Origin of the sequence: Inhella inkyongensis (assembly GCF_005952805.1) — a bacterium.
Classification (GTDB): Bacteria; Pseudomonadota; Gammaproteobacteria; order Burkholderiales; family Burkholderiaceae_C; genus Inhella; species Inhella inkyongensis.
This window is the reverse complement of record NZ_CP040709.1, coordinates 2,344,102-2,366,534: the sequence shown is the minus strand read 5'-3', so window position 1 is coordinate 2,366,534 and position 22,433 is coordinate 2,344,102. Positions and strand designations below refer to the sequence as shown.

Annotated in this window: 23 protein-coding genes; 18 read left to right on the top strand and 5 right to left on the bottom strand. The window is 66.5% G+C overall.

All coding sequences use genetic code 11. The annotated features are described in order from the left end of the window. Window positions 1–3: 3 nt before the first annotated feature. From FF090_RS11240 to FF090_RS11220, 5 genes are all read left to right on the top strand, one after another. Window positions 4–702, top strand: coding sequence for an ATP-binding cassette domain-containing protein (locus FF090_RS11240; protein WP_246071391.1), 699 nt, complete (start codon window positions 4–6; stop codon window positions 700–702). Continuing rightward, on the top strand, window positions 690–1,910 hold the full coding sequence (locus FF090_RS11235) for an ABC transporter permease (RefSeq protein ID WP_246071390.1): 1,221 nt from the start codon (window positions 690–692) through the stop codon (window positions 1,908–1,910). The genes FF090_RS11240 and FF090_RS11235 overlap by 13 nt, the downstream gene beginning before the upstream one ends. 59 nt (window positions 1,911–1,969) lie before the next feature. Next, window positions 1,970–2,446: a DUF3299 domain-containing protein gene (locus FF090_RS11230; protein WP_246071389.1), complete on the top strand. Its 477-nt coding sequence runs from the start codon at window positions 1,970–1,972 to the stop codon at window positions 2,444–2,446. After that, complete coding sequence (locus FF090_RS11225; protein ID WP_138856809.1) at window positions 2,443–2,790, top strand: hypothetical protein; 348 nt, start codon at window positions 2,443–2,445, stop codon at window positions 2,788–2,790. Before FF090_RS11230 ends, FF090_RS11225 begins: the two co-directional genes overlap by 4 nt. Window positions 2,791–2,920: 130 nt before the next feature. After that, window positions 2,921–5,044: a TonB-dependent receptor gene (locus tag FF090_RS11220; RefSeq protein WP_175423618.1), complete on the top strand. Its 2,124-nt coding sequence runs from the start codon at window positions 2,921–2,923 to the stop codon at window positions 5,042–5,044. On the opposite strand, the gene pdxH is transcribed toward FF090_RS11220, so the two are convergent. After that, window positions 5,041–5,679 (bottom strand): pyridoxamine 5'-phosphate oxidase, encoded by a 639-nt coding sequence (gene pdxH / locus FF090_RS11215; RefSeq protein ID WP_138856807.1) that lies wholly within the window; start codon window positions 5,677–5,679, stop codon window positions 5,041–5,043. The genes FF090_RS11220 and pdxH overlap by 4 nt on opposite strands. A gap of 121 nt (window positions 5,680–5,800) precedes the next feature. Here pdxH and FF090_RS11210 point away from each other — a divergent pair, with 121 nt between their 5' ends. The 3 genes from FF090_RS11210 (at window position 5,801) to FF090_RS11200 (ending at window position 8,954) form a co-directional block, all read left to right on the top strand. After that, a complete protein-coding gene (locus FF090_RS11210) occupies window positions 5,801–6,427 on the top strand; it encodes a nucleotidyltransferase family protein (RefSeq protein ID WP_138856806.1) in 627 nt (208 codons plus the stop codon). A 65-nt stretch (window positions 6,428–6,492) separates the two neighbouring features. Beyond that, window positions 6,493–8,307 carry a phosphogluconate dehydratase gene (edd, locus tag FF090_RS11205; protein WP_138856805.1) on the top strand — a complete coding sequence of 605 codons (1,815 nt, stop codon included), beginning with the start codon at window positions 6,493–6,495 and terminating at the stop codon, window positions 8,305–8,307. 5 nt (window positions 8,308–8,312) lie between these two features. Beyond that, window positions 8,313–8,954, top strand: coding sequence for a bifunctional 4-hydroxy-2-oxoglutarate aldolase/2-dehydro-3-deoxy-phosphogluconate aldolase (locus FF090_RS11200; protein ID WP_138856804.1), 642 nt, complete (start codon window positions 8,313–8,315; stop codon window positions 8,952–8,954). Here the strand turns inward: FF090_RS11200 and FF090_RS11195 are convergent. Then, entirely contained in the window at window positions 8,951–9,697 is a 747-nt protein-coding gene (locus FF090_RS11195) for a TerC family protein (RefSeq protein ID WP_138856803.1), read from the bottom strand. The genes FF090_RS11200 and FF090_RS11195 overlap by 4 nt on opposite strands. 67 nt (window positions 9,698–9,764) lie before the next feature. On the opposite strand from FF090_RS11195, the gene FF090_RS11190 reads away from it, so the two are divergent. The 6 genes from FF090_RS11190 to FF090_RS11165 all read left to right on the top strand — a co-directional run bounded on the left by FF090_RS11190 (window position 9,765) and on the right by FF090_RS11165 (window position 13,780). Further along, window positions 9,765–11,048 (top strand): NAD(P)/FAD-dependent oxidoreductase, encoded by a 1,284-nt coding sequence (locus FF090_RS11190; protein WP_138856802.1) that lies wholly within the window; start codon window positions 9,765–9,767, stop codon window positions 11,046–11,048. A gap of 145 nt (window positions 11,049–11,193) precedes the next feature. Beyond that, window positions 11,194–11,580 (top strand): hypothetical protein, encoded by a 387-nt coding sequence (locus FF090_RS11185; protein ID WP_138856801.1) that lies wholly within the window; start codon window positions 11,194–11,196, stop codon window positions 11,578–11,580. 98 nt (window positions 11,581–11,678) lie between these two features. Continuing rightward, window positions 11,679–11,957 (top strand): hypothetical protein, encoded by a 279-nt coding sequence (locus FF090_RS11180; RefSeq protein ID WP_138855494.1) that lies wholly within the window; start codon window positions 11,679–11,681, stop codon window positions 11,955–11,957. Continuing rightward, a complete protein-coding gene (locus tag FF090_RS11175; RefSeq protein WP_138856800.1) occupies window positions 11,954–12,514 on the top strand; it encodes a hypothetical protein in 561 nt (186 codons plus the stop codon). Before FF090_RS11180 ends, FF090_RS11175 begins: the two co-directional genes overlap by 4 nt. A 95-nt stretch (window positions 12,515–12,609) precedes the next feature. Beyond that, the gene (locus tag FF090_RS11170; RefSeq protein ID WP_138856799.1) at window positions 12,610–13,269 is read left to right on the top strand and encodes a hypothetical protein; all 660 of its coding nucleotides are present in this window, start codon (window positions 12,610–12,612) and stop codon (window positions 13,267–13,269) included. Window positions 13,270–13,342: 73 nt separating this feature from the next. Further along, entirely contained in the window at window positions 13,343–13,780 is a 438-nt protein-coding gene (locus FF090_RS11165; protein ID WP_138856798.1) for a hypothetical protein, read from the top strand. A 439-nt stretch (window positions 13,781–14,219) separates the two neighbouring features. On the opposite strand, the gene FF090_RS11160 is transcribed toward FF090_RS11165, so the two are convergent. After that, window positions 14,220–15,233, bottom strand: coding sequence for an IS110 family RNA-guided transposase (locus FF090_RS11160; protein WP_138856797.1), 1,014 nt, complete (start codon window positions 15,231–15,233; stop codon window positions 14,220–14,222). Between the two features lie 236 nt (window positions 15,234–15,469). On the opposite strand from FF090_RS11160, the gene FF090_RS11155 reads away from it, so the two are divergent. After that, window positions 15,470–15,817 carry a DUF2185 domain-containing protein gene (locus FF090_RS11155; RefSeq protein ID WP_138856796.1) on the top strand — a complete coding sequence of 116 codons (348 nt, stop codon included), beginning with the start codon at window positions 15,470–15,472 and terminating at the stop codon, window positions 15,815–15,817. 158 nt (window positions 15,818–15,975) lie between these two features. On the opposite strand, the gene mnmC is transcribed toward FF090_RS11155, so the two are convergent. Beyond that, entirely contained in the window at window positions 15,976–17,922 is a 1,947-nt protein-coding gene (mnmC, locus tag FF090_RS11150; RefSeq protein ID WP_138856795.1) for a bifunctional tRNA (5-methylaminomethyl-2-thiouridine)(34)-methyltransferase MnmC2/FAD-dependent 5-carboxymethylaminomethyl-2-thiouridine(34) oxidoreductase MnmC1, read from the bottom strand. A gap of 38 nt (window positions 17,923–17,960) precedes the next feature. On the opposite strand from mnmC, the gene FF090_RS11145 reads away from it, so the two are divergent. Genes FF090_RS11145 through FF090_RS11135 form a run of 3 tightly spaced genes read left to right on the top strand, consistent with a single transcriptional unit; the run spans window position 17,961 to window position 20,683 of the window. After that, window positions 17,961–18,959, top strand: a complete 999-nt coding sequence (locus FF090_RS11145; RefSeq protein ID WP_138856794.1) for a hypothetical protein — start codon at window positions 17,961–17,963, stop codon at window positions 18,957–18,959. Window positions 18,960–18,963: 4 nt separating this feature from the next. Further along, window positions 18,964–19,839: a CoA transferase gene (locus FF090_RS11140; protein ID WP_138856793.1), complete on the top strand. Its 876-nt coding sequence runs from the start codon at window positions 18,964–18,966 to the stop codon at window positions 19,837–19,839. A 28-nt stretch (window positions 19,840–19,867) separates the two neighbouring features. Next, entirely contained in the window at window positions 19,868–20,683 is an 816-nt protein-coding gene (locus FF090_RS11135; protein ID WP_138856792.1) for a DUF2189 domain-containing protein, read from the top strand. Between the two features lie 44 nt (window positions 20,684–20,727). On the opposite strand, the gene FF090_RS11130 is transcribed toward FF090_RS11135, so the two are convergent. Continuing rightward, window positions 20,728–22,266 (bottom strand): DEAD/DEAH box helicase, encoded by a 1,539-nt coding sequence (locus FF090_RS11130; protein WP_138856791.1) that lies wholly within the window; start codon window positions 22,264–22,266, stop codon window positions 20,728–20,730. Window positions 22,267–22,433: the final 167 nt, after the last annotated feature.

Genomic DNA, 22,433 nt, shown 5'->3' with positions numbered 1-22,433 from the left:
GGCGTGGCTTTGGCGGCGGACAGCGCCCCCCACAGCCTGCGATGGCGGGGTTTAGGCCTGGACTTTGCAGGCGGGCCCGGGCTGCGTTTCCCGGATGGCGAGTTGCGCGTTGGCGAGCACTTGTTGTTGCGCGGCCCATCGGGCTCGGGCAAGAGCAGCTTGCTGGCCTTGCTCAGCGGCCTGCGCCGTCCCAGCCGAGGTGAAGTCTGGCTGATGGGAAAGAGCCTGCACACCTTGAGTCCGGGTGCCCTCGATGCGTGGCGCGCCGCGCACCTGAGCCTGATGCCGCAGCGCTTGCACCTAGTGGAGGGCCTGAGCTTGCGCCATAACCTGGAGCTGCCGGAGCTGGCCTGCGGCCTGCGCCCCGACGCGGCGCGACTGCAGGGCTTGAGCGAGCGTTTGGGCCTGGGCCATTTGTTGGGCCGCCGCCCGGACCAACTCAGCGTCGGTCAGCTGCAGCGCGCCGCGCTGGCGCGTGCGCTGATGCGCCGGCCGCGCTTTTTGCTGCTGGACGAGCCCAGCAGCAGCCTGGACGATGCCGCCACGCGGGGACTGATGGATCTGGTGGCCGAAGTGGTCCAGGAGCAGGGCCTGAGCCTGCTGCTGAGCACGCATGACAGTCGAGTCGTTCAGGGCATGGCGCATCTGCCAGGTCTGCAGTCCATGAACTTGAGTGAGCCGGAGGCCCCGTGCGCTGGTTGAGCCTGGCCCTGCGCCTGATGGTTCGGCGGCCCTTGGCCACGCTGATGCAGCTCGGCGTGCTGGCCTTGGCCTGGGCCACGGTGGCGTTTGTGCTGCTGGTGGGCGAGCAGATCGAGGCGCGTGTGCAGCGCGATCTGGCCGGCATTGATCTGGTGGTGGGCGCCAAGGGCAGCCCGATGCAACTGATGCTGGCCGGCGTGTTCCATCTGGATTCACCGAGCGGCAACATTCCATTTGCGAGCGTGGAGCGCCTGCGGGCGCAGCCACTGGTGGCGCAGGTGTTGCCGCTATCGCTGGGGGACAGCCTGGCCGGCTGGCGCATCGTGGGCAGCACGCCCGAATACCTGACGCTCTATGGCGGGCGGCTGCAGCAGGGGCAGATGTGGCAGGCACCGATGCAGGTGGTTTTGGGTGCAGATGTCGCCAAGGCACAGGGCCTGCGGGTGGGAGATCGCTTCATGGCCAGCCATGGCCTGGCGCAGTCCGGGCCGGCGCATGGCGACAGCAGCTATGCGGTGGTGGGCATCCTGGCCCCCAGTGGCTCGGTGTTGGATCGCCTGGTGCTCACCGATCTGCGCTCGGTCTGGGAACTGCATGAGGAACATGGCGACCATGAAGACCACGGAGACGAGACGGAGCGCGCCCAGCAGACCGAGTCCGCGCGTGAAGTCTCATTGCTCCTGGTGCGTTATCGCAGTCCATTGGGCGCGGCCATGCTGCCGCGCTGGGTGAATGCCCAAACGGACCTGCAGGCCGCTGCACCGGCTCTGGAGTCGGCCCGCTTGCTGCGCATGCTGGGTGTGGGGCGTGAGGTGCTGCAAGGGCTGGGGGCCTTGCTCTTGGTCAGTGCCTTGCTGACGGTGTTTGTGGCGCTGCTGGCCCTGGTGCGCGAACGCCAGGGCGATCTGGCCCTGTTGCGCATGTTGGGCGCTGGCCCGTGGCGCTTGGCGTTGCTGGTGGCCGCCCAGGCCGTGGCTTTGGTGCTGGCTGCACTGCTGCTGGGGCTGGCAATGGCCCATGGTGGCTTGGCCCTGTTGGCCCACGCCCTGAATGAGGCGCGCTCGCTGCAACTGGATGCGCTCTACGTTTGCGCGCATGAACTCTGGCTGTTGCCCCTGGCCGCCGGCATGGCGCTTCTCGCCGCAGCCGGTCCGGCCTGGGTGGCCCTGCGCGCGGATGTGGGGCTGTTGCTTCAGGCGCCGCGCTGAAGCGCCTTGGCACAATGCGCCCCGCTATGCAAATTCGTCGGCCCGCTCTCGCTTTGATCTTGCTTGCCCTGTGGGGTGGCGCGGGCCTGCGTGCGCAGCCGGCGCCGGGAACTCCGGTGGTGGGGCAGGGCCCGGGCTATCACGACCCGCGCAGCCCCTTCAAGCCGCTGCAGGACAAGGCCGGGGTGCTGCCCTGGTCCCTGTTGGCCAGCGTCAGCACCCGGATCGAAAACAAGCGCATCGTGGCCAGTTTTCCGGCGGCCGTGCAAGCCTTGCACCAGCAAAAGGTCAAGGTGCAGGGCTTCATGATGCCCCTGGAGCCTGGGGATCGGCAGAAGCACTTTCTGCTCTCCAGCGTGCCCACCAGTTGCAATTTCTGCGTGCCGGCCGGGCCTGAAGGGCTGATCGAGGTGCGCAGCACGGTGCCGGTGCGCTACAGCCTGGAGCCGGTGGTGGTGGAGGGCTTGCTGGCGGTCCTCAAGGACGATCCCTACGGCCTGTACTACCGCGTGGTTGAGGCCAAGCCCAGCCCATGAATCGGTGGATGTTGCGCAGCGGGCCGAAGCTCGGTCTGCGTTTGCTGTGTTTTTTAGCGCTGATATTGGCGCTGATTCTGGCGCGCCAGCTGTTGCTGGTGCACGGCGTGGCGCACGCCAAGGGGCTGGCGCCCGCCACCGAGTTGGAATGGGTGGCGGCGCACGAGCCGGGCGATAGCCTGTGCCAGGCCCTGGACGACTTGGGCGCGGGCGACGCACCGCTGCCTTTGGGGCTGCAGCTCCCGCCGACCCTCAGCGCCGGCGATCTTCAGTGCCTGCCGCAGGCGCAGCGTCTGGCCAATGGTTTGTGGCGCGCCAGCGCCCGAGGGCCGCCACAGGGCTGATCAGCTTCCTCTGTGTGCCGGTGTGGCCGTGTTGCAGCTGTGTTGCAGCTGTGCTGTGGCCGCGCCGCCGTGTCTCTTTCGGGTCGTGCTTGTCTGTCGCTTTAGCGCGGCCCCTTGCTCGCTGATCACCATGACATCCTCTTCCAAGCGCCCGACGGCGCTCTTGGCGCTGTGCGCCTGCCTGTCCGCACTTCTGCCTGTCCAGGCCCAGACATCCACCCCTCCAGCCACCGATCCCGTTTCTCCATCGGTTGAGCCCAAGTCGGACACGGGCCCGGCCGAGAAGGCGCAGAACCTTCCTCCCGTCGTGGTCACCGGCAACCCGCTGCGCAACACCTTGCAAGACGCTTGGGCGACCCGCTTGGGTGGCGATGAGTTGGCGGCGCGGCGCGGCAATTCCCTGGCCGCCACGCTGGACGGACTGCCCGGTGTGGCGGCCTCGGCCTTCGGCCCGCAAGCCAGTCGCCCCATCCTGCGCGGGCTGGATGGCGACCGCTTGCGCATCCTTGCCAATGGGGGGTCGGCCTTCGATGCGGCCTCGCTCTCTCCGGACCATGCGGTGGCCCTGGACCCGTTGGTGATCGAGTCGGTCGAGATCCTGCGCGGCCCGGCCGCCTTGCTCTATGGTGGCAATGCGCTAGGGGGCGTCATCAACAGCCTGGACAACCGCGTGCCCAAAGAGGCCCGGGGCGGTCACAGCGGCGCCGTGGAGACCCGCTGGGGCGGTGCGGCCTCCCAGCGTCAGGTGGCCGGCGTGTGGGATTTCGCCCCCGAGCGCGGTCAATCGGGCTGGGCTTGGCATGCCGATGCCAGCCGCCGCTTGAGCGAGAACCAGCGCAGCCCGCTCTTTGTGGCCGAAGGTGAATCGGCACGCGAGGTGCGCAATTCGGCCGGCAGCCAGCGTGCGGCGGCAGTGGGCGCAGGGTGGGTGGGTCCGGCTGGCTTTGCGGGCCTGAGTCTGGATGACTTTCATGCCGGCTATGGGGTGACGGCGGAACCTGATGTGCGCATCGCCATGCAGCGTCAGCGTCTGGGCCATGAGGGCGAGTGGCGTATTGCCGAGGGTTGGCTGCAGGCCCTGCGCTGGCAGGCCGCCCGCACGCGCTATGCGCACGATGAGATCGAAGGCAGTGGCGAGGTGGGAACGCACTTTGCGCTGCGCGGCAGCGACGCCCGGCTGGAACTGACCCATCGCCCCATGGCGGGCCTCAGCGGCGCCTTTGGTGCGCAGTGGGAGTCACAAGCCTTTGAGGCCCTGGGCGATGAGGCTTTTGTGCCCAGCACCCGCACGCGCCAGCAGGGACTGTTTGTGTTTGAGCAATGGCAGCAAGGGGCGTGGACCTTGGGCGCCGGCGCGCGCAAGGAGCGGGTGCAGCAAAGCAGCGCAGGCGACGCGCCGGATGCCGAGGAGCCGCGCTTTGGGGCGGCGCAGTCACGCCGATTCGCGCCGCGCAGCCTGGCACTGCAAGGTCGCTGGCAGGCGGCTCCGGGTTGGAGCCTGCAGGCGCAGTGGAGCGACAGCCAGCGTGCGCCCACCCATTACGAGTTGTTTGCCAACGGCCTGCATCTGGCCACGGCGGCCTTTGAGCGCGGTGATCCCCATCTGGGGCTGGAGCGCGCCAAGGGGCAGGAGCTGGCCCTGGTCTACGCGCAGGGGGGCAGCAGTTTCCAGTTCAATCTGCATCGGCAGCGCTTTGCGAACTACCTCTTGCTGCGCGCGACCGGCGAGGAGGTCGAAGCCGAGCACCACCATGGTGAGGAGGGGGGCGCCGAGGAAGTGGAAGCGCATGTGCCGGTCTACGCTTTCGAGGGCGTGCCGGCGCGGCTGTGGGGTTATGAAGTCCAGGCCAGTCATCGCTGGACCCTGGGGGGCTGGGCTTGGCAGCTCACCGGCAGCCTGGACCGCGTGCGCGGTGAGCGCGCGGGCGGCGAGCCGCTGCCTCGCTTGGCGCCGCAGCGCCTGAGCCTGGGCTTGCAACTGCGTCAGGGGGACTGGACCTTGCGCGTCGATGCGCGTCACGCCAAGGCGCAGACCCGCGTCGCCGCCGATGACCGGGCCACGCCGGGCTACCGCTGGTTGGATGTCAGCCTGAGCCAGGGCTTCAAGCTGGGCGGCTTGGACGGACTGTGGGAGCTCAAGCTGCAGAACCTGGGCAATGCCCTGGCCTACAACGCCAGCACCCTGGCCACGGTGCGCGATTTGGCGCCGCTGCCCGGGCGCAATGCCCAGCTGCGCCTGGGCCTGATCTTTTAAGGCGCTAGCCGCTCACGCAGCCAGCTCGCATCGGGCTGCTGCGTGTAGCGCAGCCGGTCATGCAGGCGGCTGGGGCGGCCGGCCCAGAACTCCCAGCGGTCCGGCACCAAGCGGTAGCCGCCCCAGTGCGGCGGCCGCTTCGGTGCCAGGCCGTGCTGGGCGGCGGCCTTGGCGGCGTTGGCCACCAGCACGCCGCGCCCAGTAATCACCTGCGACTGCGGGCTGGCCCAGGCGCCCAGGCGCGAATCGATGGGGCGACTGGCGTAGTAGGCATCACTCAGCGCCGCCTCGACCTTCTCGACCGGACCTTCAATGCGCACCACGCGCTCCATGGCCACCCAGTGAAACTGCAGCGCCGCATAGGGATGCTGGGCCAGTTCCTGGCCCTTGCGGCTGTCGTAATTCGTGTACCAGACCAGCCCTCGCGCATCGAATTCCTTGACCAGCACGATGCGGGTCGAGGGGCGACCGTCGGCGCCGACCGTGGCCAGGGTCATGGCGTTGGGTTCAAGCACTTTGGCCGCCAACGCCTCTTCAAACCAAATCCGGAACTGATCCAGGGGGTCGAGCGCGGCGTGCTCTTCATCGAGAGCGCCGCGCTCATAGCTCTTTCGCATGTCAGATAGCCAATTCATGGGGTCAGTATCGCCCCGATGGCGGCAAACACTTAATGGAAGGCCCCATTGGGCGACTCGCCGCTTGGGCGCATTCTGAAACCCTGTCGAGGTCCGTCGTGGGCCTCAAGGAGGGCGAGGCGTGAACACCGGGCTCCCCGTCGTCATCGTGCTGGCCGCAGGCCGAGGCTCCCGCTTTGAGGGGCCCGGTCACAAGCTGCAGCAGCCCCTGGGTGCCAGCACCGTGCTGGGGCGCACGCTCGACCATGCACTGGCCTCGCAGATGCGCGTGCTGGTGGTGTGCACCGAGGCCTTGGCGCCGCTGATTCGCAGCAAGGTCGCGGCGCGCGACATGGTGGTGCTGCCGCCGGCCCCCCGTGGGGCGGAGGGCATGGGACTGTCGATTTCGGCGGGCGTCAGCGCCGCCGCTTCGGCCCCCGGCTGGCTCATCCTCCCTGGCGACATGCCCCAGATCAGTCCGACCACCTTGCGTGCGGTTGCCGCGCGCTTGATGAGCGACCCCGTGGTCTTTGCCCAGTACAAGGGTCGGCGCGGCCATCCGGTGGGTTTCGGGGCCGAGATGTACTCCGAGCTGATTGCGCTTCAAGGCGATGAGGGCGCACGCCGCTTGCTGGCCCGCTACGCGGCGCAGGCCGTTGAAGTGGACGACCCCGGCGTGCTGCAGGATGTGGACACGGCAGCGGACCTGCGGCGTATGCAGGAGGCCGAGCCTGAATCGACCCCGAAACGGCGTCAGATTTCTCCTTGACGGCCCCGGCCTGGGGTTGGCGATGTAATATGGTTACTTAATTCTGGAACCATGAGTTACATGCAATGGCCGCCATCCCCCTGCACCCGGTTCTGCACCACGTCACGCAGCGCATCCAGGCGCGCTCGGCCGCGCTGCGCAGCGCCTATCTAGAGCGACTGCGGCAGCTGCGCTCACGCCCTCGGGGTTCGGATCGACTGGGCTGCGCCAATGTGGCGCATGCGGTGGCGGCCATGCCGCCCAAGGACAAGCTGCGCATCGTGGCCGAACGCGCGCCGCATCTGGCGGTGGTCACGGCCTACAACGACATGCTGTCGGCCCACCAGCCCTATGAGGCTTACCCAGCGCAGATCCGCGCGGCGGCGGCCCGCCTGGGGGCGACCGTGCAGGTGGCGGGTGGCGTGCCGGCCATGTGCGATGGCGTCACCCAGGGCACGCCGGGCATGGAGCTCAGCCTGTTCAGCCGCGACACCATCGCCATGGGCACCGCCGTGGCCCTCAGCCACGATGTGTTTGACGGCGCCTTGCTGCTGGGCATCTGCGACAAGATCGTTCCGGGTCTCCTGATCGGCGCGCTGCACTTCGGTCATCTGCCCATGCTCTTCGTGCCCGCCGGGCCGATGGCCTCGGGCCTATCGAACAGCGACAAGGCCAAGGTGCGTGAGCTCTATGCCCAGGGCAAGGTGGGGCGGGCAGAGTTGCTGGAGGCCGAAAACGCGGCCTATCACGGGGCCGGCACCTGCACCTTCTACGGCACGGCCAACAGCAACCAGATGCTGCTTGAGGCCATGGGCCTGCATGTGCCGGGCAGCGCCTTCGTGCACCCGCACAGTGGCTTGCGCCAGCAGCTGACCGATGAAGCGGTGCGCCTCTTGCTCAGCCGCTTGGACCAGCCGATTGGCGAACTGGTGGACGAGCGCTGCATCGTCAATGCCATGGTGGCGCTGCTGGCCACGGGCGGCAGCACCAACCACCTGATTCACTGGGTGGCGGTGGCGCGTGCGGCCGGCATCCTGATCGATTGGAGTGATTTCTCCGATCTGTCGGCCGTGGTGCCCTTGCTGGCCCGTGTCTACCCGAATGGCAGCGCCGATGTGAACCAGTTCCAGGCCGCCGGCGGTCCGGGTTTCGTGATCCGCGAGCTGCTGGATGCCGGCCTGATGCACGAGGTGGCCGCCATGGCCCCCGAGGGCCTGCGGGCGCACACCCGCGAGCCGGGTCTGGATGGTGAGGCCTTGGTGTGGCGCGACCCGCCCGCCGCGCCGCCCGCGCCCGAGGTGGTGCGCGCTGCGGCGCAGCCCTTCAGCGCGACCGGTGGCTTGAAGCTGCTGGAGGGCAATCTGGGTCGCTCGGTCATCAAGGTTTCGGCCGTGCCGGAAACCCACCATTGCATCGAGGCCCCGGCGCGCGTCTTCACCACGCAGGAGCAGATGCTGGCCGCCTTCAAGGCGGGTGAGCTGGAACGCGATGTGGTGGTGGTGCTGCGTTTCCAGGGGCCGCAGGCCAATGGCATGCCCGAGTTGCACAAGCTCACCCCGCCGCTGGCGGTCTTGCAGGGCAAAGGATTCCGGGTGGCGCTGGTGACCGACGGGCGCATGAGCGGCGCCTCGGGCAAGGTGCCGGCCGCCATCCATGTCAGCCCCGAGGCCCTGGCCGGCGGGCCGTTGGCTCGGCTAAAGGACGGCGATCTGATCCGCCTGGACGCCGCTGCGGGCAGCTTGCAGGCGCTGGTGGACGAGGCGGCCTGGACTGCGCGGCCGCTGGCCACGCTGGATGCGGCCGAGGCCGAGGACAACGCGCACGGCCTAGGCCGCGAACTTTTTGGCGGCATGCGCCGCAACGTCAGCGCCGCTGAACAAGGCGCCATCACCTGGCTGTGAACACCATGCTGAACCCCATCGACCTGGCCGACCACGGCCCCATCATTCCCGTCATCGTCATCGAGCGCCTGGAGCACGCCGTGCCCCTGGCCCAGGCCCTGGTGGCCGGTGGCGTCAAGGTGCTGGAGGTGACGCTGCGCACGCCGGTGGCGCTGGCGGCTATTCAAGCCATGGCGCGCGCGGTGCCGGAGGCCATCGTCGGGGCCGGCACCCTGCGCAGCCCGGTGGACGCGCTGCGTGCCAGCGAGGCTGGGGCGCGGTTTGCCGTCAGCCCGGGTTTCAGTCCGTCCTTGGCCCAAGCCTGCGAACAGGCGGCCTTGCCCCTGTTGCCCGGTGTGGCCACGGCCAGTGAGGTGATGCAGGCTTTTGATGCCGGCTACAGCTTTCTGAAACTCTTCCCGGCCACGGCAGTGGGCGGGGTCCAGCTGCTCAAGGGTCTGGCCGGGCCCTTCCCGGATGTGGCTTTCTGCCCCACCGGCGGCATCACGCCGGCCAGCGCCCCCGAGTTCCTGGCGCTGTCCAACGTCAAGGTCTGCGGCGGCTCGTGGCTGTGCCCGAAGGACGCGTTGGAGGCCGGCGACTGGGGCCGCATCACGCGCCTGGCGCGCGAAGCGACCGCCTTGCGTTCAGCGGCCGCGCTGCGTTAGGCGCTCTTCGCTCGACGCTTGGCGCGCGCCCGGATGTTGAGCGCCTCCACCGCCAGCGAGAAGGCCATGGCGGCGTAGATATAGCCCTTGGGCACATGGGCGTCGAAGGCCTCGGCGGTGAGGGCCATGCCCACCATCACCAGGAAGGCCAGGGCCAGCACCTTGACCGAGGGGTGGCGGTCCACAAACTCGCCGATGGGCTTGGCGGCAAACAGCATCACGGCCACCGAGGCGACCACGGCCGCCACCATCACGCCGATCTGGTCGACCATGCCCACGGCGGTGATCACCGAGTCGAGCGAGAACACGATGTCGATGACCGCGATCTGCGCAATCACGCTCCAGAACAGCTTCTTGCCGGCGGCCTTCATGGCCACGGGGTCAGCGGCGGGCGGTCCATCTTGCTCACGCGCCTCAACCTCGACAAAGATCTCGTGCGAGGCCTTGTAGAGCAGGAACAGACCGCCCAACAACAGCACCAGATCGCGCCCGCTGATGCCATTGCCCAGCACATGGAAGAGGTCGGCTTTCAGGCCCATCACCCAGCTGAGCGAAAACAGCAGGGCCAGGCGCGAGGCCATCGCAAAGCCCAGGCCCAGGCGGCGGGCGGTGTCGCGCACCTCGGGGGGCAGGCGGCCCACCAGGATGGAGATGAAGATGATGTTGTCCACGCCCAGCACGATTTCCAGGGCGGTGAGCATCGCGAAGGCGATCCAGACATTGGGGTCGAGCAGGAATTCCATGGGGGTGGGACGTGTGCGAGGGGCAAAGGGCGCGGATTCTAAAGAGGGCCCAGGGCATCATGTCGGCATGGATTTAGAACAGACTTGGTACCAGGCCAGCGCCACGCCGCAGGTCTTTGAGCCCCTGGGCGGGCGCACGCTGGATGTGGACGTCGCCATCCTGGGTGGCGGCTTTGCCGGCCTGGCCACAGCGCGTGCGCTGCAGGAGCGCGGCTTCAAGAACCCGGTGCTGCTGGAGGCCCAGCAGGTGGGCCATGGGGCGTCGGGCCGCAATGGCGGCTTTGTGTTCGGCGGCTTCAGCCGGGGGCCGGCCGCCTTGCTGGCGGACCTGGGACCCGCACGGGCCCGCACGCTGTATGCCCTGAGCAGGGACGCGGTGCGCACGATTCGGCGCCGCATCGACGAGCTGCAGATCGACTGCGAACGCATCGAGGGCGGCGCACTGTGGGTGGACTGGTTTCGCAGCCCGGCCAGCCTGAAGGCCTTGCGGGCTGAAGCCAGCCTGCTGCGCGACCACTTTGGCGTGCAGTGGGATGAGATCGCGCCCGAGCAGGTGCGCCAGTGGCTGGAGACCGAGCGCTACGGCGCGGCCTTGCTGGAGCGCGATGCCTTTCACTTTCACCCGCTGAAGTACGCCCGGGGCCTGGCGGCGGCCATTCAGCGCGAGGGCGGGGCGGTGTTTGAGCACAGCGCGGTGCAGGCCGTGATGCGCGAAGGTTCCGGCTGGCGACTGAATGTGCAGGGCGGTGGCACGCTGCATTGCCAGCGCCTGGTGGTGGCCGGTGGTGGCTACTTGCAGCGTGGCCTGTTGCCGGCCCTGAGTGGTGCGCGCCTGCCCATCGCCACCTATGTGATGGTGACCGAGCCCTTGCCGGAGAACCTCCAGCCCGTGCGCACCCCGGCGGCGATCTATGACACCCGCTTTGCCTTCGACTACTACCGCAAGCTCCAAGATGGCCGCCTGCTCTGGGGCGGGCGTATTTCCATCCTGGAGCGCGAACCGCAGCGCATTGCCGAGCTGCTGCGCGCTGACCTGCTCAAGGTCTATCCGCAGCTGCGGGATGTGCGCGTCGACTTCGCCTGGGGCGGCCTGATGAGCTATGCCCGCCACCAGATGCCGCAGCTGGGCGAGTTGGCGCCCGGGCTTTGGTATGCCCAGAGCTTTGGCGGCCATGGCGTGGCGCCCACCACGGCGGCCGGCGAGTTGCTGGCCGAGGCCCTGGTCGGCGCTCAGCCCTTGGACGCGCTGTGGCGGCGCTACGGCCTGAGCCCGGTCTACGGCCCGGCCGGGCTGCTGGCGGCGCAGACGCAATACAGCTGGGCGGAGTTCCGCGACTGGCTGCGCAGCTGAAGCTCGGCCTGCAGGTGAGCCGCCAGGCGCGCCCCAGGTGAGCCGCTGAGCCAAAGGACGCCGCTAGACTGCCGCCGTTCAAACGTTGCCTGATAGCTCCCGGCAGAGGAGTGGCAGCCCAGACCAGCCGAGCCGGGAGGCGGCCATGCAAACCCCAGCGTCGCGAATTTCAGCCAGCCAAGTCAGCCACGCCGCCGCCCACGCCCGGGTGGCGCGCAAGCTCGGCCCCACCAGCCGGGGCGCGCTCAAGTGGGCGCAGCGCTTTGGCGCCGACCTGCTGTGTGTGCGTCATCGCCTGAGTGCCGACGGCGCCACGCGCTACACCACCGTGGAGCTTTTGGTGGACAGCGCCCCGGTGGCCGCCCGCGCCACCCGCGAGGTGGGCTTGCGCATTGGTGTGCTGGAGCGCGATCTGCAAGCCGCAGCTCGCGCCGCCGGCGCCCGCTGGGACCCCGCAGCCAAGCTCTGGCGCATCTCCAAACGCGAGGCCCTGCGGATGAAGCTGGGCAGCCGGATCGTCGAAGAAAGTTGATAGATGCAGCATTCGTATCTATCAACTTTTGACGGTATTCATCAACAAGTGGCTAGATGTAGCTACTTCGGACCGCGGTCCATAACACGTTAGACGTCATGAGCGAGAGCGTCTCAATTACTACGCTGGATCGAAGCGGCCGATCTGTCGGCGTTGGATCGTTTGTGCGCGTGCTCACAATCGATCCAGAAGTATTCGTAAATACTGAGCGGGAAGAAGTGCCGCGTATTCAATCGATGCTCGGCGAAGTACTAGAGGTCTACGAAGTGGATCAATGGGGTCGCGCGTGGGTCGAAAAGTGGTGGCACGAAGGAGAAGGCCAATCCACTTCGCATTCGCTAGCACTTGACCCACAGGACATGGAGCTTGTGCGGTGAAGACGTCTAACCTGTCGTTGCAGCCGACCCTGGCCGGCTGCGCCGTCCGGTCGGCTGAACTCCAACGTTATGCATCTAAGCGCCACATGAAGAGCCTTCCAATTTTGTTCGTCATGGCATTGGCACTCGGGCCAGTGAACGCAGCTGAACCCTACCGAAACCCGGTTGATGGCGCTGTATATATCGCCGATTGGAAGACCTACGTTCCTGCGAATGGTGTCGACAACAAGAAGGGAAGAGTAGTTAACTCCGGAATACGACTGCTTAGTAGTCAGTCTGATTTCGAGATGAATACTACGGCCAAAGAGCTTGCAAAACTGATTGGATACATCCATGAAGTACTTGCTCAGCATGCCGCCCACCACAAGGAGGCCGGAGAAATACTGCTTCAAATTGAGCTCGCGAAATCCGGAAAGCCAAACTTCAAAATGTCTTTTCAAGGAAATGTGCAGCAGGAACTTCTCGAAAATTTCTACAAGTCACTTGGCTCAATCGAGTTCAACACGAAGAAATCCACTGTCAGCCTTCAAGCCCACTTTGTCTTGAAAGATGCATAACCTTTCATTGCAGCGGACCTGCGTCAGCTGCGCTGGCTTGTCCGCTGAATTCAAACGTTAGACATATGCACTCGGCGAGACTTCTTCATGCACTATTGGCACTAATTGCCACAACCAGTTTTACTACGTTGGCTAATGGCACTGAAGCACGCGCATGTAATTTCTCGGCCCCGAGTGCCTCATATGAACAGAATGCAGACTTTGTCCGAGTATTAAATCAATTCGGAAATATTTTAGATATTAAGGAACTGGGACTTGAAGGGCTAAGTAAGAAACTTTTGCGCCCAACAAGCAGTTCCTTTTATTACGATCCCGCAATCTTAAGAACGTATAGAAACGCATATGGAGATCATTATGCCTGTGAGCACACAGGGCTAGCTTCAATCAATTACAACTCGAATGATCGGTATCCTCCAAGCTATGAATTTTGTTTTGTTGCTAAAGAAGGAACTTTGGATGACGGTGAGGTATTCGTTGAGAGCATCCTTTTTTTGCCAAGAAAGAAATGGATTAATTATTTAGACTTTCCGAATCGAGACGGCGCATACGGGACGTTCCTAAGAACCACACGCCTTGGTGCAAGAATCCGCTTTGCAGGTGTTTCTGGGTTCTATTACCTCAAATATGGTGATCGGTATCTTAATGTGCGTTTATCAATTGTGGCTAAGCGCGACAAAACAACTGTTTCGGTAAAGGTGCATGACTCTACAGAGTTTGTCCTCAAGCAAATTGACTGTGAGAATACGGGCCGTTGAGTGTCTAACCCTGCGTTCAACCCGGACGGCGCAAAAGCGCGCCGCCGGTTAACTTTACGTTAAAGCGCATTCAATGGAGCAACATATCCTCGCCAACGCCGAACTGGTTCGCAAGGTGGCGGCGGAGCAGCTTGATACAGCTGTTCAATACAACGAAGTCGGAGTGCGCTGGCTCGACAAATACATAGACGGTCAGCGAGAGCGCGCCAGCCCAGATGTAAAAGAAAAACTCCCGAATACCTTAGGTTCATTCCTGGGGGAGTGCATTCGCCAGACATATGGCGGCAAGTGGGTTCAAGATCCAGTGCACGGCTGGCAGGTCAAGATCAATGAGGGCTTATCAGTGTTTCCGTTTAGCAAGGTCGAGAAGCAACTCGCCAATCAAGACGGTGATTCTGTACTCGGCCTTTTCACGGCAATCCCTGGAATGATTGAATTTGCCTCTAAGCATGCAGAAGTGACTGGAGCGAACAGTAAGGCAGTCGACCGTCCATGGTGGAAGTTTTGGTGAGCCTCTTGCGCTTTAACCCTTCATTGCAGCGGACCTGCGCCAGCTATGCTGGCTTGTCCGCTGAATTCAAACTACAAGGGCTTCCCCGCTGATTGCAAGCAATATCCAGCCCTGATGAATGGCGCAGCCATTCATCAAGGGGAATTGCGGTCTTTGATCCGGCGCGTTTTCGGGTTTCGACGTTGAGGTTTGAGCAATCGCGGACTGGGGTTACTACAAACGGTCATTCGTGCAGCTCGTTGGTGCTGCGGACCCTGATGTGAAGACGCGCGCGGGGGTTCTCATTCGTTAGTCGGAGCCGGTTGCCCGCTCCCCAGAATTCATCAGAAACACCCCGCACAGGTCCAACCTTTGCTCATCAACGACGTGCCGGTCACGCGGCGGAAGAATTGAGTTTTTGCGCTCTCCTGGTAGAGGGTTTGCGGGGTCAGCCAGAGCGTCAAGCTGCTGCGCCTTGCCCTGGCAGCTTGAAGCTCTCGCCCTTGGCCAGCACGGCCCAGGCCAGGCGGGCGTTCTTGGCCGCCATGGCCACCACCGCCTTCCAATAGCCGCGCCGCTCTTCTACGGCCACGGCCCAGCGGCTGATGGGATCGCTCTTGTTCTTGGCCGCCGCCAGCACGGCGCGGGCGCCCAGCACCAGGAGGCTGCGCAGATAGGCGTCTCCCGCTTTGGTGATGCGCCCCAGCCTCGTCTTGCCGCCCGAGCTGTATTGGCCCGGCGTCAGGCCCAGCCACGCGGTGAATTGGCGGCCACTCTTGAAGTCATGGCCGTTGCCCATCGTGGCCATGAGCGCCGTGGCCGTGGTGGCGCCGATGCCCGACAGGCGCATCAGGCGCTGCGCGGCCTCGCTCTGGCGCGCGATCTGCGCCAGATGGCGGTCGTACTCGGCAATGCGCTCGTCCAGTCGGCTCACCTCACTCAGGCAGTCGCCCACAGCAAGGTTGGCCCAACCGGGCAGGTCTTCCAGGTGCAGCAAGGCTTGGCGGCGCACGGTGGCGGCCTTCAAGGGCAAGACGATGCCGAACTCGCTGAGCAGGCCACGAATGCGGTTGATCAGCGCGGTGCGCTGCTCGATGAAGCCTTGACGCACCCGGTGCAGGCAGAGCTGGCCTTGTTGCTCCAGGCTTTTGATGGGCACGAAGCGCATGCTGGGGCGCTGGGCGGCTTCGCAGATGGCCGCTGCGTCGGCCGCATCGTTCTTGCCACGCTTGCCCGACAACCGGTACGGGATGACGAACTTCGGGGCGATGAGCTTGACGGTGTGGCCCAGGGCTTGAAACGCACGAGCCCAGTGGTGTGCACCCGAGCAGGCTTCCATCGCGATCAAGCAAGGCGGCAGCGCTGCAATGGACTTCAAGAGCGTGGCGCGGGGCACCGCAGGCCGCAGCAGCCCGGGCTTGCCCACCTCATCCACCCCATGCAGGGCAAAGCCTTGCAGGCCGCACCGGGCCAGCGGCCCGGCTCTTCGCCAGGCAGGGAATGTCCTCGGGACATTCCCTGTCCGGGCTCAGCATTCTTCGCCAGGTCGATGCCAACGCACACAATGCTCATGGACTTCCCCTTTCAGAGTGAGTTGATGAGATTTCGCAACCCCATCGTGGCACTCGTTGCCGTATCCCGCTCTGTGCGGGTAGCTCGGGACGGGGAAGTCCCTTTCATTCGTTATACGTCTCACGGAAGGTTCTCGGCATGAGCACGAAGTTCCTTTTGCGGGCGGACGAGATTCGAGAAATCGCTCCCGGACACGGCGCATGCTATGCGTCCGATCACATCACGGTCGACGGGCAGAAGGTTGGTTTCATGTACCGTGAAGAGCCGGACAACGACGTTGACAGCGGCTGGCGCTTCTTGTCTGGTAATGAGAGCCAGGAGTACTTGGACGATTCCAATAACTTGCAGATCTACGACGTCAACACCATCGCGAACTATGACCAGGGCATCGTTGCCCTTTTGTCTGCGCCTTGTGGATCGGCCTTTGCAAGAACGGCCTCTGACGAGTTTGTCGTGGACGACCAGCCGCATGACGATGACGTATAACCTTTTGGTCAAACGGACCTGCGCCAGCTACGCTGGCTGGTCCGCTTACCGCAAACGTTAGCGATCCAACCGGCCATGCCCGGACTTCGGGCCGAAGAAGCTTTGGGCGCAGTGGCGTAGCGTTGGTGTGACCTGCCTGCCCTCCGACTCTCTGTCCCTCACCCCGCCCGCCTGACCCTTCGCACCGCAAAGCGCGCGGGATCTACGGCGTCGATCAGGCGGTTCTCGACCGGCGCGGGCAGGCCCAGGGCTTGGGCGGTGGCCAGCTCGGCGGCCAAGGCGGCCCAGGTGATGCCGCGCGAAGCCAGGGCGGCGCAGATCACCAGGCCGGGCAGGCGCGGCCAGTGGGCGGCCTGGGTGGCCTGGTAGCGCGGGGCGCCGCTGGGCAGGCCACCGACCAGCGGCAGCTTGTCGTCGGCCAACAGGCGCCAGGACACCCGGCCTTGCCGCTCAGCGGGCGGCTGGACGTCACCGCACAGGCGCTGCCAGACGCCCAGGTTGTGGGTGTGGTCGTCGCTGCGCAGGCTGGGGTCGGGGTCGTCGAACTGGCTGGTAGCGCCCGCCACCAGGCGACCATCGGGCAGGGGCACGAGGTAACCCCCTGCCGCGATGGGCAGACGCGGGCGCGGGCCGGCATGGCCGGCCGGCAGCAGCGCCAGCTGGCCGCGCTGCGGGCGCAGGGCCTGGGCCAGCAGCGCGCCTTGGTCGGACAGTGGCGCTAGCAGCCCCGGCAGCCCAGGGCCATTGGCCAGCACCAGCAGCTCGGTCTCATCGATGACACTGCCTTCGGCGTCCAGCAGCTGCCAGCCGGGCCCGGCTTGGCGCAGGGCGGCGACAGGGGTGTTCAAACGCAGCTCGCTGCCTTGCAGCAGGGTGCGCACCCAGTCCGGCGGGGGCAGGGCGCCACCGCCCGGGTAATGCCAGGCCGGATGGGCCCAGGGCAGGCCCAGCTGGGCCTGGGCACTGGGGCCGTCCAGGGCGCTCAGGTAGTCGGGCGGCAGGGCCTGGCGGGCCAGCAAGGCAGCCATCTTTTCGGGCTGCTCGCCCGCGGCGCCGCGCAGCAGGCCGTGCAGCTGCCAGGGCGGGGGATGGCGCCGCAACCACTGCTGGCAGCGCAAGGCAGCGGCGCGGTTCCAGCGCGCATGGGGACCGTCATCGGCATGCACGCTGCCGTGGAAGAGCCCGCCCGGGTTGCCGCTGGCGCCCTGGGCGGGCTGTGCCGCTTGGTCAATGACCGTGACGGCCAGGCCGGCCTGGCGCAAGGCCTGGGCACAGGCCGCGCCCGCCAGCCCCGCGCCCAGCACCAGCGCGCGGCGCGCCCCAGGCGCCAGCGCCCCATGCGCGGCGGGGCGTGGCGGGGTGTGGACGGGGGCGAAGCGTGCCTGCAGCTGCTGTGCCTTGTGGGCAAAGCCGGGCCGCTTTTCCACCACAAAGCCGGCCCTGACCAGGGCCTCGCGCGTGGCGCGGGCCACGCTCCAGGTGGCGGCGGTGGCTTGCGGGGCGGCCAGCCGGGCCAACGTTTTGAGGGTGCGCGCGTCCCACATGGCCGGGTTGCGGTCGGGGGCAAAGCCGTCCAAGAAGAAGGCGTCGACCTCGGCGCGGAAACCGGGCAGGGTCTCGGCCACATCGCCCAGGGCCAGCAGCAGGGTCAGGGCGCCGCCCTCGAAGTCCAGGCGGTGCAGGCCCGGCGCCAGCGGCGGCCAGGCGGCGATCAGCTGACGGGCCAGGTCTTCCAGTTCGCTACCCGCCGGGTTTTGACAGTGCGCCTGGGCCAGTTCGGCCGCCTGCAAGGGGTAGCGCTCCAGGCTCAGAAAGTAGAGGCGCTTGGCGCGCTGGGGGTCGGCCTTCCAGGCGGCCCAGGTGGCCAGAAAGTTGTTGCCCAGGCCAAAGCCGGTTTCCAACACCACGAAGCACTCGCGGCCCTGCCAGCGCGTGGGCAGTTCATTGCCGGCCAGGAAGACCGCGCGCGCCTGTGCCAGCGCGCCGGCGGGGGAGGAATAGCGGTCGTTGAAGCGAGGGGAATGCGGCAATTGGTTCGCGTCGAGTCGCAGATGGGCCCGGCCCAAGGGGGTGTCGTCTGGCCCGTCGTCGAGGTCTTCGTTCATGTCACTAAGATCCGCGCCTTTTTCAGGCGGAGCTTTCGATGGTGTTGGGTTCGTTCAGCAAGGGCTTGAGGCGCGTCGCGCTGGCCTTCTTCGTCACCGGTTCGGCCATTGCCGCGCCGGTGATGCAGGTCAGTCGATTTGACATTGCCGGCGTGCAGTCTTTGGACCTTCGCGGCATCAACAACCAAGGGCTGATGGTGGGTGAGGCCAAAGTGGCGGGCCAGTGGCAGGGCTTTCAGGTCGTCAACGGGTCGGTGCGGTTCCTGGGCGGGCCGGCTGGCGCGCTGGGCACTCACGCCATGGGCGTGAGTGAGGCTGGTGCTGTAGTGGGCAATTATTGGACCAGCATGCGCGACGATGGCCTGGGCAACTTGATTGAGGGGCCTGCAAAAGGCTATGTGCTCGAGAACGGCCAGTTCACAACGCTGGCGTACGAAGGGGCGGAGGAAACCTCGGTCCGGGGTATTTCCGACAATGGCCGCTACCTGAGTGGCTACTCGGTGCTCGATTTTCTGCGGGGTGAGACTCAGGCCTGGGTCTACGACCGCCAGACTGGCCAATTCACCGACGTGATGCGCGGCTTTGGTGCCATCGCGGCCCATGTGGATGATCAGGGGCGCGTCCTGGGCTCCACCCGCTACCGCGATCCCGTGACCGGCCGCTTGGTGGGAACCTCGTTCACCTTTGATGCGGGGGTGCTGAAGCTCTTCAATCTGGACGGCCAAACGGACACCCGGGCCCGCGCCGTGAATGCGGGTGGGCAGATGGCCGGCTTTGTGCGCCAGGCCGGTGTGGACCGCGCCTTCCTGGGCACGCCCTCCGACTACCAGCTCTACAACTGGCAGGGCGCCACCGGTACCCATATTCAGGACATCAATGACGCCGGGGTGGCGGTGGGCTATGCCTTCAATGAGGACGGCAATGGCTTCAGCTACCAGGCGCTGATCTTCCGCCAGGGCGTGCCCGAGCCGGCTGCGCTGGCGCTGAGCGCGGTGGCGTTGCTGGCCTTGCGGCTGACCCGCCGCCGCACCGGCTGAAGCCATGGCGGCGCTGCGCGGCCTGCGTCTGCTGAGTCTGGGCCTGAACCTGCCTGCGCCGCTGGCCTTGCAGCGCTGTGTGCAACTGGGTGCAAAGGCGTGCAAGGTGGAGCCGCCCGACGGCGATTTGGTGGCGCGGGTGCAGCTCGCCCTTTACGCGTCCCTGCACCGGGGCGTCCGGGTTCTAGCCCTCGACCTGAAGTCGGCCGCCGGCCAGCGGGCGCTGGCGCGGGAGTTGGCGCGAGCCGATGTGCTGCTCACCTCGTTTCGCCCCAGCGCCTTGCGGCGTCTGGGGCTGAGTTGGGCGGCATTGCGGCGCGAACACCCGGGGCTTTGGCAGGTGCGCATCGTGGGGGCGGCGGGTGTGCGGGCCGAGGAGTCCGGTCACGACCTCTGCTACCAGGCCGAGCAGGGCCTGGTGCAGGGCCTGCAGATGCCCACCAGCCTGCTGGCCGATCTGGGCGGCGCCCAGATGGCGGTGCAGGCGGTGTTCGAAGCGGCGCTGGGCCGCGCGCAGGGCCGCCGGCCGCGCTGTCTGACCGTCAGCCTGGGCGAGGCCGCCGAGTTCGCCGCACAGCCCCTGCGTTGGGGCCTGACGGCCCCGGGGGGGCTGCTGGGTGGGGGGCATGCCGGCTACGCCGTCTATGCCTGTGCCGATGGCCGTGTGGCGGTGGCGGCCCTGGAGCCCCATTTCGCGCAGCGTCTGGCCGCCGCGGCGGGCCTGATGCTGCGCTCGCCGGCCGACTGGATGCGACCGGCCACCCATGTCGCATTGCGTACTTGGATGGCCGGCCAATCGAAGGCCGCCCTGCTGGCGCTGGCGCACGCGCAGGACTGGCCGCTGGTGGTTTGCCCCGATGAGGAATATGCGGGGGCTTGAGCACCAGCAAGGCCTCTAGCATCGCGGCATGACTGCCGCTGCACCGCCCGACGATTCGAACACCCCCGCCACACCCCCCGGTCCAGCGTCCGAGGGCGCCTTCTCGTTGCCCTTGACCCGTTTGACATGGGCCGACCCCTTCCGCTGGCTGCGCCTGGGTTTGCGCGACTTCTTGCGGGCCCCCTTCATTGGGCTGTTCTACGGCAGCGCCTTCATGGTGATGGGTTGGGCGCTGCTCAAGGTGTACGAGAACGCCCCGGCTTATCTGCTGGCCCTGGCCGCCGGCTTTTTGCTGATGGGGCCGGTGCTGTGCCTGGGGCTTTACCGCGTCAGCCAGTTGCTGGAGCGCGGCGAGCAGCCGGACTTTGGCGATTCGCTGCTGGCCTTTGAGTCGCGCATCGGGCCGCTGGCGCTGTTCGGCATGGTGCTGCTGGTGCTGGAGATGATTTGGGGCCGCGCGGCGCTGGTGGTTTTTGCCGTGAGCTTTGATGGCATGCCGGATTTCAAAGGCTCGCTGCTGGCGCTCGTGAATCCCGAGAACCTGGGCTTCATCGTGGCCTACCTGTCGGTGGGGGCGATCTTTGCCGGGCTGATTTATTCCATCAGCGTGATCTCGATCCCGATGCTGCTGGACCGCTCGACCGATGCGGTGACGGCCGCGCTGACCAGTCTGCGCCTGGTGCTGACGCAGCCCGGTGTGATGCTGCTCTGGGGCGCGCTGCTGACCGGCCTGATCGTGCTGGCCATGTTGCCCTGGTTCGCCGGCCTGACGGTGGTGGCGCCGGTGCTGGGCCACGCCAGTTGGCACGCCTACCGGGCGGCGCTGGGGCCTTCGCCGCAATAAAAAAACGGACCCGAGGGTCCGTTCTTGTTGGGAGGCGCTGAGGCTCAGTCGCTGCGGCCGCCGCGACCGCCCAGCAGCGCGGCCGGACGGCCACCGCCACCCTGGCCGCGACCACTACCACCACTACCTTGCGGACGCCCTTGGCCCTGACCTTGCGGCCGGGCTTGGCCTTGACCTTGAGGACGGCCTTGGCCCTGCGGGCGGGCGCCGGTGTTTGCGGCTGCCGGACGTCCGGTGTTCTGACCTTGGCCTTGCGGACGACCCTGCGCTGGCGGGCGACCCTGGCCGGCACCGGCCGGCTTGCCGGCTCCATGACCGCCACCATTGCCGCGCGGGGCGCCGCCACGGGGCGGATGGGCGGCCGGGCGCGGAGCGCCCCGACCGGCACCGCCGCCGCGCACGCCGATGGTCTGGCGACCGATCTGGATCGGCTCGGCGCGCTCGCCGCTGGGTACCTCGAAGCCCGGCACCGTCTCGCGCGGCAGGCTGCGTTTGATCAGGCGCTCGATGTCCTTGAGGAACAGCTCTTCGTCCGGGCAGACCAGGCTCAAGGCCTCGCCCTCGCAGCCGGCGCGGCCGGTGCGGCCGATGCGGTGCACATAGTCCTCGGGCACATTGGGCAGTTCGAAGTTCACGACATGCGGCAGCTCGTCGATGTCGATGCCGCGCGCTGCAATGTCGGTGGCCACCAGCACTTGCAGGGTGCCGGCCTTGAACTCGGCCAGGGCCTTGGTGCGGGCACCCTGGCTCTTGTTGCCGTGGATGGCCATGGCGCTGATGTCCTGCTTGTTCAGGAACTCGGCCAGGCGGTTGGCGCCGTGCTTCATGCGCGTGAACACCAGCACCTGGTGCCAGTCGTTCTTGCTGATCAGTTCGGCCAGCAGGTCCTTCTTGCGCTCGCGGCCGGTCCAGTAGATGCGCTGGCTGATGGTGTCGGCGGTGGCATTGCGGCGCGCCACTTCGATCAGGCTGGGGCTCTTGAGCAGGCGATCGGCCAGGGCCTTGATCTCGTCGCTGAAGGTGGCGCTGAACAGCAGGCTTTGCTTGGTGCTGGGCAGCAGGGCCAGCACCTTCTTGATGTCGTGGATGAAGCCCATGTCCAGCATGCGGTCGGCTTCGTCCAGCACCAGGATCTCGACCTTGCTCAGGTCCAGATGGCGTTGCTGGTGGATGTCCAGCAGGCGGCCGGGGGTGGCCACCAGGATGTCAACGCCGGTGCGCAGGCGGCTGATCTGCGGGCCGAGCCCCACGCCGCCAAAGATCACCGTGCTTTGCAGCGGCAGGTGCTTGCCATAGAGGCGCACTTGCTCTTCCACCTGGGCGGCCAATTCGCGGGTGGGGGTCAGCACCAGGGCGCGAACTACGCGCTTGGCCTGCGGCTGGTGGGTGGCCATCAGGCGATGCAGCATCGGCAGCGTGAAGCCGGCGGTCTTGCCCGTGCCAGTTTGTGCGCCGGCGAGCAGGTCGCCGCCGGTCAGGACCATGGGGATGGCCTGCTGTTGAATCGGGGTCGGGGTCTCGTAACCCTGCTCGCGCACGGCGCGCAGGATCGGCTCGGCCAGGCCGAGGTCAGCGAAGTTCATGTCAGGGGAGGGGTCCGTGCTCAGCACGGGCTGCACCGTTCGCCACTCATTGGGGAGCGGCGCCGTCTCGGCGGTGCGAAGGTCAAGGGATGCCTTGTGCATGCTCTGCACCAGACGGCATGGGTGCCAGAGCGGGGCGCAGTGTAGGGGATGAAACTCCCAGCCGC